A 12,773-nucleotide genomic window follows, 5' to 3' on the forward strand; every position below is an offset into this window, starting at 1 on the left:
ATAATGTCTGCTCTTTCTATCTAAGTTCTTACGTATGCATTGAATATCTCATTTATTTTAGAGACGATTTCCTGGTAAGATTCTTCAACTTCCTCATCTTTCAATGTTTTATCCGGATCTTGATACAGTAAATTATATGCAACTGATTTTTTGCCATCTGGCAAATTCTCCCCTTTATAAACATCGAAAATATACACATTTTTCACCAAAGGCGAACCCGTGTCTTCAATCATGTCCTTGATCTCTCCGGCATTGACATTTTCATCGACAATAAATGCGATGTCCCTGGAAATTGAAGGGTATTTTGGAATCGGCTGATAATCTGTATCATTTGTGTACGCAGCAAATACAGCTTCCATATTTAAATCAAAAACGTACGTCTCTTTTATATCCATCGTTTTTTCAAAGCTTGGATGCACCTGCCCCACAAATCCGATCACTTGATCATCGATCGTTATGGCAGCACAGCGGCCCGGATGCATATCGGGCAGTTTCGCTTGTTCAAACGCTGCCGGGATATTTAGAAAATCGAATAGCCCTTCAACAATTCCTTTAACCAAATAAAAGTCAGCTTTCTTTTTTTCCTGCTGCCATGGGTGATTCAGCCATAGTCCTGAAAGAACTCCTGATAAACGTAAATTTTCCTCAGGCTGTTGAGATAGCTGGGATTCATCTGTTATGAAAACATTACCGATTTCAAAATAATGAATATCTGTCTGTGAACGTGCCTGATTGTGTGCCAATGATTTCAGAAGCTCCGGCAGCAGGCTCAGACGCAAGTATTGATGATCTTCACTCATCGGCATTGAAAGCTGTATGGGATTCGTTGACTTGTCGTAAAGATCAGGGCCGATCAATTTATTAATAACAGATTCATCTGTTAGTGAATAGGTGATGGTTTCCATTAATCCGGCACTCTGCAAATACTGTTTAACTTCACGTTTCAGCTTTTGTCTTTCCGTTAGTCCACCTGCTTGGGGCGATCCTTCCGGGAGTGTATATGGCAAGTGGTCATAACCATAAATCCGGGCCACCTCTTCGACCATATCTTCAAAAATCGTAATATCACCACGACGGGTTGGTATATGAACGACAAACGATTCTTCATCCTGTTCAAAAGGAAATTGCAGTTTATTTAAAATAGTTCCGATTTCCTCAGAGTAAATAGCTGTACCAAGCCGTTTATTAACTTCAGCCGTTTCAAAAGTTACGGTCTTTTTACTCCGTTCCAATTCATCAAACGATACAGGACCAGCTAAAATCGTTGCGCCTGCATATTTCTCAAATAAGTGGCATGCTCTTAAGCCGGCACGTTCTACACGATTCGGGTCAACCCCTTTTTCAAATCGCGTGCTTGAATCACTGCGCAGACCTGTTTGTTTAACGGCGGTTCTTACGGCAGATGGGTTGAAATATGCAGCCTCCAATAAAATCGTAGACGTGTCACTGTATACTTCTGTATTCTGACCGCCCATTACACCGGCAAGCGCAACGGGTTCTTTGCCATTCGTTATGACAAGATTCTCACTGGTGAGCGTTCTTTCCTCTCCATCAAGTGTTGTGATTTTTTCATTGTCCAGAGCACGGCGCGTTACGACTTTATCAGAGCCAAAACGATCGTAATCGAACGCATGCAGCGGCTGTCCATATTCCAATAAACAATAGTTAGTGATATCAACGACATTATTGATCGGACGGATGCCTGCTGCAATCAAATGATTCCGCATCCACAGTGGGGATTGCTTAATTTCAACATTTTTAGCAATAAATGCGCCATAATAAGGATTCAATTCCGGGTCTTCTGCTGTGACCGAGATATAATCCGCTGCTTTCTCTTCAGAAGGATGTATTGCTTCATCCGGAAGTTTTACCTTCTCATCAAGGATGGCTGCAGTTTCATAGGCTACACCAAGCATACTCAAGGCATCTGCACGATTTGGTGTCAGGTCAAATTCGAACACCGCATCATCCAAATTGAGAAGTCGCTCGACACTTTCGCCAACACGCTCATCCTCAGAAAATACAAAAATCCCTTCAGCAACGTCTGTTGGTACATACTTTTCATCAATTCCCAATTCCTGAAGCGAGCAAATCATGCCATTTGATTCCACTCCGCGGAGCTTCACTTTTTTAATTTTGAAATTATCCGGCAAAACAGCTCCTGGTTTGGCGACTGCGACCTTCTGACCTTGCGCAACATTTGGGGCACCGCAAACGATCTGCAGCTGTTCATCACCTGTGTCAACTTGGCAAAGTTTCAATTTATCGGCATTTGGATGTTGCTCACACGATTCAACATAACCGACGACAACATGGCTGCTTTTTCCTGCGACATATTCAATGCCATCCACTTCGATTCCTGTCTTGGTAATTTTTTCCGAAAGTTCCTCAGGACTGATTGATTCGATATCAACATAATTCCTCAGCCAATTCAATGATACAAACATTACTGTGTCCCTCCTTGTGCATGATGAAACTGTGTGAGAAAACGTTTATCGTTCGTATAGAAATGACGAATATCATCAATGCCATATTTCAGCATGGCAATTCGATCAGGTCCCATTCCAAATGCAAAGCCTGTGTAGACTTTTGAATCATATCCGGCCATCTCCAAAACATTCGGATGAACCATACCGCCTCCAAGAATCTCAATCCATCCGGAATGCTTACAAACTGAGCAGCCGGATCCATTGCAGACTTTGCAGGAAATATCCATTTCAACAGATGGTTCCGTGAATGGGAAAAAGCTTGGGCGCAGACGGATTTCCCGGTCATTGCCGAAAATACTTTTGGCAAATTTATCCAATGTTCCTTTTAGATCACTTAAACGGACATCTTTATCAACATAAAGTCCTTCAATTTGTGTGAACTGGTGCGAATGCGTCGCATCATCCGTATCGCGCCGGTAAACTTTCCCCGGGCAAATCATTTTGACGGGCTTTTCTCCGCCATATTGCTGCATCGTTCTTGCCTGTACGGGAGAAGTGTGTGTCCGGAGAAGCAGCTCGTTTGTAATGTAAAACGTATCCTGCATATCGCGTGCCGTATGTCCCTTAGGCATGTTCATCGCCTCAAAATTGAAATAATCCGTTTCCACTTCAGGTCCTTCCCTGACTTCATAGCCCATACCGATGAATAAATCCTCAATTTCCTCGATAATGCTCGTTAATAAATGAGGACCTCCAATCTCAACAGGCCTGCCCGGCAACGTCACATCGAGTGCTTCGTTTTCAAGTTTCGCATCCAATACAGCCTTCTCAAGGACTTCTGTCTTCGCATCAATTTCTGTCGTTATCGCTTCACGCACTTTATTGGCAATCTCACCTACCATAGGCCGCTCTTCTTTAGATAGTTTTCCCATTCCGCGCAAAACACTTGTCAGTGAGCCTTTTTTGCCCAAATACGTTACTTTTATCTCTTGAAGCTCTTTTAAATCGGTTGCCTCTTCAACTTTACTAAGAGCTTCCTTTCGAATCGTTTCCAATTGATCCTTCATTGAAATACCTCCTCATATGCTTTTAAAAATAAAAATTATTAGACATTAAAAAAAGCCTTCATCCCAATAAGGGACGAGGCTATAACGAACGGTCGCGGTACCACCCTTGTTGACACTTGTATTGTGTCCAACTTTGCTTTGATAACGGATCATTCCATCCGATGCACCTTTACTTACGATGAAGGTCCAAGTGCCAGCTCCAGAGTGAAACAGCAGCAATTGAATCAGCAGAAGTGTTTTCAGTCCATGACACCTCTTCCCTTTTGCCGAACAGTGTATTGCTGCCTGGCTCTTTCCAAGCTTTTAAATGACAACAGTTTTAATCAAATTTCTTTTATTATAGATAATTTAAATAAAACATGCAACTATTTTCTAAAAGCATACATCAAAATGCCTGCCGCTACACTGACATTAAGTGATTCAGCTTGACCATAGATCGGAATTTTGACCAACTTATCCGCAAGCCTGAGAATATCCTCATTAATTCCTAATCCTTCATTACCGACAATTAATGCAACTTTATCAGGCACGTTCACTTCTGTAAATAAACGGGCATCCTCCAATGCGGAAGCAAGTACAGTGAATCCATCGTCTGTCTGCAGTTCAGGTATTTTTTCAGATAAATCAGCCTGCAATACCGGTATATGAAATAACGATCCTTGCGTTGCCCGAATTACTTTATCGTTATACATATCAACGGTGCCATTGCCAAGCACAACCGCATCAAATCCCGATGCATCTGCCGTGCGGATCATGGTGCCAAGATTTCCCGGATCTTGAATCGAATCAATTAACAACACTTTCTCTTGAGCGTTTTCCTGCAGCTCGTTCATTTCCACGACTGCTGCTGCCCCTTGTGGCGTTTCGGTCAACGCGACCTGCTGCATCACTTTTTTGTTTACAGTAATAAGCGGGAATTGGCTGTACCATTCAGGCGTGTCAAGGCCGTCTTCTAAAATGATTTCAGTTATTCTCCAGCCGCTTCGGTAAGCTTCTTCAATTAAATGGAACCCTTCAACCAAAAATTCCCCGTATTTGGTGCGTCCTTTGCGTTTATGCAATTTCATCCACTGTTTAACTTTTGCATTTTGCAGTGATGTTATCATTTTTGCTCAACCCACTTTGCGATTTTCTTATATCATCATACATATTTTTTGCTTTACCGGTCAAACTATCGTTAGTTTAATCAATTAGATGAGGTGGTTCCATGGATCTAAACTTACGTAAAGCTATTTTATCCAATATTTCAGAAAACGATCATAAGCAACTGGAAGCAACCATTGTTGATGCCATTCAGGATGGTGAAGAAAAAATGCTTCCGGGTTTAGGTGTACTTTTTGAATTGATTTGGGAACAATCTGATGACCAGGACAAACAAGAGATGATTAAATCATTGGAGCAAGGCGTCCAGCAAGCAAATACCGGCTCATAATGACTATTCCAAAGACAGATGCATTCAGGCGTCTGTCTTTTTAAGGTTTTTCGTAAATTTTATTGCTCTTTAATTCTCGCAGTTGATGAGTTTATGACAAAAACAACTGCCTTTTAGAAAACAGTCTTTCTTATAATTTCTTACATTGAAAATCATAAAGGTAAACTCTTTTGTTCTGAAACTAGCAGCCTATCATTATAAAACATGAAACATCTTCCTTCTGCCTGTTCCATTGATGAATAGAATAGTATATAATTAAATTATTGTATTAAGATGGTGTCTTAATAATACATATAATTTAGAAATGTTAAGAAGGGAGATTATCTTCATGGAAGAGAACACACCGAAAAAAGGAATGTCCAAATGGTTAATAGCTATTATTGTAGCAGCAGTTTTGGTCATTGGCGGGGGTGCAGTAGCATTTGCTCTGATCTCTGGTTCCCCGAAAGCTCAATATTTTCAAGCAGAAAAGAACACTCTCGAATTTTTAACGGACAAAGCGGAGGAACGCTACCAGCCTGAGATGGACTGGAGAGAACATTCAATGGAAAATCCGACTGAGAACTCAGTGGAATTATCCGCTGAATATAACGGTCCACCAAGCAGTGGAATGGGCATGAGTCCTGAACAAATTCTCAACAATTCAACGATTGCCTTCACATCGCAAGTGGATCAGGACAATAATCAAATGAAGGCAGATTTACAAATGAATGTTGCCGGTATTGAAATAAATGATGTCGGGATGTATCTCGATGCTGACAATGCCCGATTGCAGCTGCCATTCCTGGATGAAGCGCTGCAAATCACGGATGAGAAATTAGGTCCGCTGCTGCAGGAAACTGACCCGTCCTTCAGCGATGTTCAGATTGATTTTGAGGCAATATTTAATCAGATGGAAGGAACTTTGCCTGAAGAAGACCGGGAATACATAGCGGATGAATATCTAAGTATGATTTACAGCGAACTGCCTGACGACGCCTTTACGGAAGAACAGGAAGAAGTGACTGTCCAGGAACAATCGATTGACGCAACCAAAATTACATTCAATCTTTCAGAGCAACAATTAAAAGATTTAATCACAACGGTTCTGGAAAAAATGAAAAATGATGACGACTTAAAAGAGATTATCGAAGAACAGATCAGAATGCAGCAATACGGCGTTTTTGCTTCCGGCTCACTGCCAAATGAAATGGAAAATGATGTGACTGCCGCAATGGAAGTTTTTGATCAATCCATTGATGAAGCTATCAGCGGACTGGAAGATTTCCAGATTCCTGAAGGGTTGACATCAACCATCTGGGTTCAAGATGACTTGATTGTCAAACGCGATTTTTCAACGAGCTTAGCACCTGCAGACGAGACGTTGACAACTTTCACAATTAATGGCGATCAATTGTTAAATAATGAGGAACAAAATCTAAGTTATGAATTCGCTGTTGACGATATGGCTTTGTCTGTTGATGCCAATCTATCAAACAAGGATAATCAGCTTGAAGATTCCATCACGATTGCTGCTGATGGGCTAGAATTGTCCTATAACGGCTCCTCACAACTGCAGGATGGCACAAGAGAATTTGAACGGGTCTTTTCATTCAGCAGTCCGGATCCAAACGGCTCAGGAAGTCTGAACTGGAGCGGAGAAGCCACATATGAGAACGATCAAAAGAGTGCGGATCACACATTGACCGTGGAAATGCCAAATATGCCCCAAGATCTTGTCAGTCTCAATATCACGAATGATGCCAAAACAATTGATGAAGTAACACAGCCTGATGATTCCAATGTAAAACAACTTGGCGACATGTCTGCACAAGAATTAGAGACGTATTTCCAAACAGAATTCGCTCAACAATTCCAGCAATGGTTCATGGGGATGATGGGTGCCCCGGGCGGCAATATGAACAGCTTTTAATTAAGGAAGTTGCATTATGGTATTTTTAAAACATACCCTCCTGTTCATCAGGAGCAACCTGAAGAAATTGCAGAGGAAGTGGCTGGCACTTCCTCTGCTTTTACTGTTTCCTGTTCTAATCGTTTCACTCATCGCAGTGGTCATCCTATCCATCTTCATGCCTGATGAGGCCGAACCGATTCAAATCGGACTTGTTGACCAGGATAAATCAGAGGAAACAGAAATGGTTGTCGAATTAATCGAGGAATCATCACAGCTTGGAAGCTTTGTTAATATAAACGCTCTAACCGAGGAACAGGCAAAAAAGCAAATCAACGATCAATTAAGCGGATACATAACTTTTCCGGAGGGTTTTACCGACGATTTGTATAACGGGGAATCAGTCACACTAAATATTACCGGTAATCCTGATAAACAAACGGAAGCTTATCTAATTAAAGAATTGCTGGATAGTATTGCCAGGCACATTCGTACATCACAGGCCAATATTTTAACAATAAACTTTTATCTAAAACAGCTCCCTATCGATAATGCATCACGTCAGGATTTACTTTTTCAGCAATTTAACAACTTTCTTATTTATGCTGTCGGCAAAGATAGAACAATAGATGCTGAAGAGATCAGTAACCACGCTTCCAGTTCGCCCGTCCACTATTATGGACTGGGAGCATGGTTTATGATAACCACCATCTGGCTGTTTTTATTTTACTCATTTTTCACGACTGATGAACAACCCGGGATACAAAACCGGATGCGTTTATATGGGGTAACTACACTTCAGCAGTTAACCGCTAAAATTGTGACAACCTTGATCACTGCCGGTATTTTAACCGGATTGACTCTTTATACATACGTTGTGCTCATGGACCTTGACCTGTCTGTAGAAAACTATTTCCGCACAGCTCTTCTGACAGGGTTGTACAGCTTAATATATCTGGTCATACTGGCAATTCTGGATGTTGTTTTCACAGGGCAAAAGGTGCGATTGCTCCTCCAATCAATTGTGACACTGATCATTCTGCTGGCAAGCGGTGCGATTATACCAACTTTGTATTTCCCGTTATATGTGCAAGACTTGCTTCCATACTTTTTTGCAAGTGATGGCTTTTATTGGCTGCAGGAAGTTATATTAAATGCCAGATTTTATACAGATTACGTGCCAATGATCGTGACTGTGACGGCTGCCGGGTTTATACTAATAGCTACAGCGGCTTGGAAGGAGCGCGACACCCCATGAAACAAATCATAACAACGCGCTTAATACACTGGAAAAAACAATGGTTTAGCCTCGTTTTCTGGCTGCTGTTCCCTATAATTGGCACTGTCTGTATAACACTTATTACCGGTGCTATACAGGAAGATTCGAAAGTTCCAGTCGGTGTTGTGCTTGAAGAGAACACGGATGCTACAGAAGAATTGGTTGAGGAAATCAAACGGGCACCATTTATCAGGATGAAACGGCTTAATCAAGATGAAGCGTTGTACGAATTGGAAAAACACAAGCTTGACAGTGTATTCGTAATCCATGAAGGTTTTAAAGAAAATATTCAGGAAGATAACCGAAACAGATTAATTACCAGCTATCAATCTGATTTATCATTTGCCTATCAGCCGGTCAAGGAAATGATTATATCTTATGTTCAACAAAAAACAGGACGAGCAAAAGCAGCAATTACCGTCAATCAGCTTGAACAGGAATACAACGTTCAAGAAGACTGGGCTTTTGAAGAGATCGTCGCAAAAAGCAAAGAAATCCAGAAGAACGAAAATTTGCTGAATACCGACTTTTCATTTCCTGAATCACCAGCGGAAACAAAACAGAACACGCGAATCTTCTCAATATGGGGGATTTGGGGCATATTCAGTCTCTTGTCAACGTGGCTTCTGTTTGACTGGGTCATTAAGGAAAAACGATCAAAAGCTATATTACGATTGGCATTTACACGTTTTTCTTTAAAAACATATTTGATACAAAATTTCTTTCTTTACTATACAATACTCTTAATAACTGACCTTTTGAGTGTCATCACTTTCTATTGGATGTTTGGGGAATGGATCAGCATTGTAAATGTATTAATTTACCGTTTATTGGCAGCTGTTGCAGCGTTTTTAACAGCACATCTTTTCTCGCATGTATTTGTCTATTATACGTTTGCATTTGCATTTGTGCTGGTCGTTTCAATTGGCAGTGCTGCCGTGCTGCCTACAAGTGTCATCGGTGGGCTGACTTGGTTTACCCCAATCAACCCGCTTACACCACTTCTTTCCGGAGAATATATCAGTTTATGGTCAATGCTTATTATATTATTTGCTTTTCTTTGGATCATCAGAAAGGACCGATATTATGCTTGATGTTCAATCTCTGTCAAAATCATATGACACAAAACGGATTCTCGATACAATTTCTTTCACTATAAACCCCGGTGAAATTGTTGGGCTGGTTGGCGAAAACGGCGCAGGCAAATCAACTCTGCTGCATATTTTGGCAGGCTTAACCAAACTTGGTTCCGGTGCCATAACACTCAACAGTCAATCATACGAATCCAAACCGAAAAAAATCCGCCGGCACATTGGCTTTGTTCCACAGGAAATTGCATTATGGGAAAATTTTACGGTCAAAGAAAATATGGTGTTTTTCGAAAGGCTTGCCTGGAACAACACGAGTAAAAAAGCACTTAAACAACTATGCAGCGATATGGGATTGGATAAGTGGGACGAACCGGTAAAAATCCTTTCAGGCGGAATGAAGCGAAAATTAAATATAGCCATCAGCCTGATTCATGCGCCTGACTTATTGCTGCTCGATGAACCAACCGCAGGAATCGATTTAAAATCTCGTAAAGAAATCGGAGCTTACTTATCCAATTTAGCCAAAATAAATGGGAAAATGATTTTATACACATCACATGACATGGATGAAATTATGCAATTATGTGACCAAATCTATTGCCTCGGCAACGATCCGTTTTATCATCAAGTTCTAAAAGAATATGGCCAACAGCCGGTTTTATTGTAACATTTTGTCCCGCATGGAATGGGCAGTAACCAGCCGGAAAACGGCGGCTAACTGCCCCTAAATGTCCGATTCTGTTCGGGCCTGCAGGGTTCAGGTCTCGGGAGGTGTTGCCACAGGACAAGGAAAGCTGCATAAATATGAGGAACACAAAAATAATAAACATTATAATTGCCTATAAATTTTCCTTTTTTTCTATATGGATTTGTCTTAATAAAAGGAAAAGTGGAAGTCCAAGGGATACACCAACCGTCACTGTCGCGATAATTGGTATCCATAAGTGTCTCATTCCTTTTTGTTTTCCTTCGTACACTAAAAATCCAATGAGAACGATAATTGATACAATTACATCCCACCAAGCGAAGGCACCCATTCTAGATTGGCTTACCTCACTAAAAAATTGCGTTAAACTAAATCCATAGTTAAAAAGCCAAGGTAGTAATTGTGAATACGGAAGCATTATCCCTAAAACTGATAACGCACCATAGAAATATTTCATTCCTACCACCCACCTTATAATTCCGTTACCTGGCCCAATCGTATTATTGAAGACCGGTATTCAAGTTATGAATCGAGTTCCATCCATTAGCTGTTGGATAAATATTGGTATTTAAATCTAATCTTTAATGATTAACATGTTTGAGTCATCAAATTCCCAGTTTGAGCCGTAAGCAACTTCCCAGTAATAACCATCCGGGTCAATAAAATAACCTCCGTATCCACCCCATGATAATGTTTGCGGCTCTTTAACAACTTGAGCACCGACTTTTTTGACTGATTGAAGAATATCATCAACCTCAGTTTCAGATTTTGCATTATAAGCAAGAGTGACACCCGAGAACCCCCTTTTTGACAATTCAGGAGGATTTTCTTCGTTAATATCCTTTGCCAATTCTTCAAGCGGAAATAACTCTAATTTTGATCCTTCATTTTTAAAGAACACAATGACAGGTTTTTCCTCGTCCCCTGTGACCGATGCTTCAAAACCAATGTCACGGTAAAATTTCAGCGATTTTCCAATATCTCTCACACCTAAAGTAATGAGATTAATTCTGTTCATACCAACATCAACTCCTTTATATAAGTTCTTTAAGAGAATTCGACAGATTAATAAATTTTCCTGCGCACTATTTGATTACCCCGCTCATTCTTAAAGATTGAAATTCGATAGTTTATTCGCTTTCTCTTAGGTGACATTAACACCCCTATTCTTTAATGAAGAAAAAATACATAATCCGTAGGTACGCCTTTTTGATCTTGTTGACGTAGCATCGCGGTTACATTTCCACGATGGTAGGTTCCATGGTTCACAACGTGGTGAATAAGATCGGCAAGTATGAACTCACTGCGACCATATCGAGGGTGTTCAGTAATGATGGTTTGTTCTAGATTCTGCTGCTCTGCAAAATAGCTATAGTATTCCTTAGATAATTCATCATAGAATTCCTTGAGCTCATCTATCGATGCCTCTGATGCTTCTGAACGGAGGCGCTCAACTTTTTCAACTGTATCCTGGAAACTGCTTTCTTTCATTGTCTCCAACCAAGTAATGTCTACAACATAAATATGTACCATAACATCTAAAACCGATGGGAAGACGCTTTCAACATTACCGTTATAAACGCGTTCTGGTAGTTGTTTCAAATGATGGAACACTTGCTGGTTAGCCCATACATGGTAATCGTACATTTTTTTTGCCCGATGATTTTCCACTTGATCACTCCTTGTTTAAAATTGGAAAAATTATTAATCATCATTCCATATTTCGATTGATCGCCAATGCAGATAGAGTTACGTTTCATTCTTTTTATATCTTTTATGTACCAATATCCCCAACACCAATACACTTAGCATTATAATAAACAAGTATGATAAGTAGAGAGTCATGAAACCTCCAAACGTTTCATCAAACTCTAAGAGTGCGACATCCGGATCATACACACCTCCCATAGAGATATATCTTGCTACCTCTAAATATATGACATGAAAGATCATACTCATCCACAGTGAACCTGTATACTTTCTGTACAATTGCAAAGCAATGCCAAATGAAATGAGTAATATGAGATAATCCAGCGTTACTGCAAATGGATTACCAAAGAATATTGACGACAGTGCCATCACTACAATCGGTACACAGACAAAGATTAACGGTTGTAATACCAACGAGATGATAAAACGAAACTTCTTATTCAACTCGTTAAATATAAGTCCGCGGATAAAGACTTCTTCCGGGAATGCCTCATACAAAAATGCAGTGATTGAGTTAATTAACACGGCCATTACAACATTTGTTGTTAAATTTAGACTGACATTGTCTATACCACCAAATAGATATGCTGTCGCAATTCCTGTGATCAGTAATATAAAGGGCAAAGATACCCCTACGATGAATTTCGATTTTGAATGAACACCCTTCATCCCAATATTTTTTATCACGTCTGGATTTTTTCTCTTAAGAATGTATATCACTGCAAGCGTTAATCCTGTAAATATTACACCTTGGAGTAGCATACCTGCTTGCCGGTTCATACCTTGATTTTCTATCAAAAAACGTCCAATATTACCGGAAACAAAAAGAAAAAAAGACACCAGTAAGAAATACAAAAATAAATGGCTAAAACTAAAATTTTCCATCTTCATCCCATAACAATTCCCCCTCAATTGAAATCAATTCCAATATTGAATGATTTTACTGACTAATAATTTGAAAAACACCACTTAACACAGAAAGGATTCCAATTCCCAAACAAATTGACCCCGTTATTTTTATTCTTTGTTTCTGTTTTTCAGACTTTCGTATGATTAGGAACAACCCTATAAAAAACAACAGAATGCCTGCTGCAACACTCAGTGTATAAAGCTGTGTATCGATACTTTCAAGTACATGATTAATCTGCTGCTCTACGTTCTGCTCCAT

The 12,773-nt window shown here is 40.1% G+C and carries 13 protein-coding genes; 5 read left to right on the plus strand and 8 right to left on the minus strand.

Going from position 1 to position 12,773, the window contains the following annotated elements; all coding sequences use genetic code 11:
• Positions 1-20: 20 nt before the first annotated feature.
• From pheT to AOX59_RS06325, 3 genes are all read right to left on the minus strand, one after another.
• Positions 21-2,447, minus strand: a complete 2,427-nt coding sequence (pheT, locus tag AOX59_RS06315) for a phenylalanine--tRNA ligase subunit beta (RefSeq protein WP_068443414.1) — start codon at positions 2,445-2,447, stop codon at positions 21-23.
• Entirely contained in the window at positions 2,447-3,496 is a 1,050-nt protein-coding gene (pheS, locus tag AOX59_RS06320) for a phenylalanine--tRNA ligase subunit alpha (RefSeq protein WP_068443417.1), read from the minus strand. The genes pheT and pheS overlap by 1 nt, the downstream gene beginning before the upstream one ends.
• A 365-nt stretch (positions 3,497-3,861) precedes the next feature.
• Positions 3,862-4,602, minus strand: coding sequence for a TrmH family RNA methyltransferase (locus AOX59_RS06325; RefSeq protein ID WP_068443420.1), 741 nt, complete (start codon positions 4,600-4,602; stop codon positions 3,862-3,864).
• Positions 4,603-4,703: 101 nt separating this feature from the next.
• Here AOX59_RS06325 and sspI point away from each other — a divergent pair, with 101 nt between their 5' ends.
• From sspI to AOX59_RS06350, 5 genes are all read left to right on the plus strand, one after another.
• On the plus strand, positions 4,704-4,928 hold the full coding sequence (gene sspI, locus AOX59_RS06330) for a small acid-soluble spore protein SspI (RefSeq protein WP_068443422.1): 225 nt from the start codon (positions 4,704-4,706) through the stop codon (positions 4,926-4,928).
• Between the two features lie 328 nt (positions 4,929-5,256).
• Positions 5,257-6,840: a flagellar basal body-associated FliL family protein gene (locus AOX59_RS06335; protein WP_068443425.1), complete on the plus strand. Its 1,584-nt coding sequence runs from the start codon at positions 5,257-5,259 to the stop codon at positions 6,838-6,840.
• A 16-nt stretch (positions 6,841-6,856) separates the two neighbouring features.
• Positions 6,857-8,077, plus strand: coding sequence for an ABC transporter permease (locus tag AOX59_RS06340; protein ID WP_068443426.1), 1,221 nt, complete (start codon positions 6,857-6,859; stop codon positions 8,075-8,077).
• Entirely contained in the window at positions 8,074-9,192 is a 1,119-nt protein-coding gene (locus AOX59_RS06345) for an ABC transporter permease (protein ID WP_068443429.1), read from the plus strand. Before AOX59_RS06340 ends, AOX59_RS06345 begins: the two co-directional genes overlap by 4 nt.
• Positions 9,185-9,856, plus strand: a complete 672-nt coding sequence (locus tag AOX59_RS06350) for an ABC transporter ATP-binding protein (protein ID WP_068443432.1) — start codon at positions 9,185-9,187, stop codon at positions 9,854-9,856. Before AOX59_RS06345 ends, AOX59_RS06350 begins: the two co-directional genes overlap by 8 nt.
• Before the next feature lie 172 nt (positions 9,857-10,028).
• Here the strand turns inward: AOX59_RS06350 and AOX59_RS06355 are convergent, their stop codons facing one another.
• The 5 genes from AOX59_RS06355 to AOX59_RS06375 form a co-directional block, all read right to left on the minus strand.
• Positions 10,029-10,352 (minus strand): DUF2834 domain-containing protein, encoded by a 324-nt coding sequence (locus AOX59_RS06355; protein ID WP_068443434.1) that lies wholly within the window; start codon positions 10,350-10,352, stop codon positions 10,029-10,031.
• 117 nt (positions 10,353-10,469) lie between these two features.
• A complete protein-coding gene (locus tag AOX59_RS06360) occupies positions 10,470-10,913 on the minus strand; it encodes a VOC family protein (protein ID WP_068443437.1) in 444 nt (147 codons plus the stop codon).
• 152 nt (positions 10,914-11,065) lie between these two features.
• On the minus strand, positions 11,066-11,566 hold the full coding sequence (locus AOX59_RS06365) for a DinB family protein (RefSeq protein ID WP_082684141.1): 501 nt from the start codon (positions 11,564-11,566) through the stop codon (positions 11,066-11,068).
• A 78-nt stretch (positions 11,567-11,644) separates the two neighbouring features.
• Entirely contained in the window at positions 11,645-12,496 is an 852-nt protein-coding gene (locus tag AOX59_RS06370) for a type II CAAX endopeptidase family protein (protein ID WP_068443439.1), read from the minus strand.
• Between the two features lie 49 nt (positions 12,497-12,545).
• The gene (locus AOX59_RS06375) at positions 12,546-12,773 is read right to left on the minus strand and encodes a hypothetical protein (RefSeq protein ID WP_068443442.1); all 228 of its coding nucleotides are present in this window, start codon (positions 12,771-12,773) and stop codon (positions 12,546-12,548) included.

Source organism: Lentibacillus amyloliquefaciens (assembly GCF_001307805.1).
Classification (GTDB): domain Bacteria; phylum Bacillota; class Bacilli; order Bacillales; family Amphibacillaceae; genus Lentibacillus; species Lentibacillus amyloliquefaciens.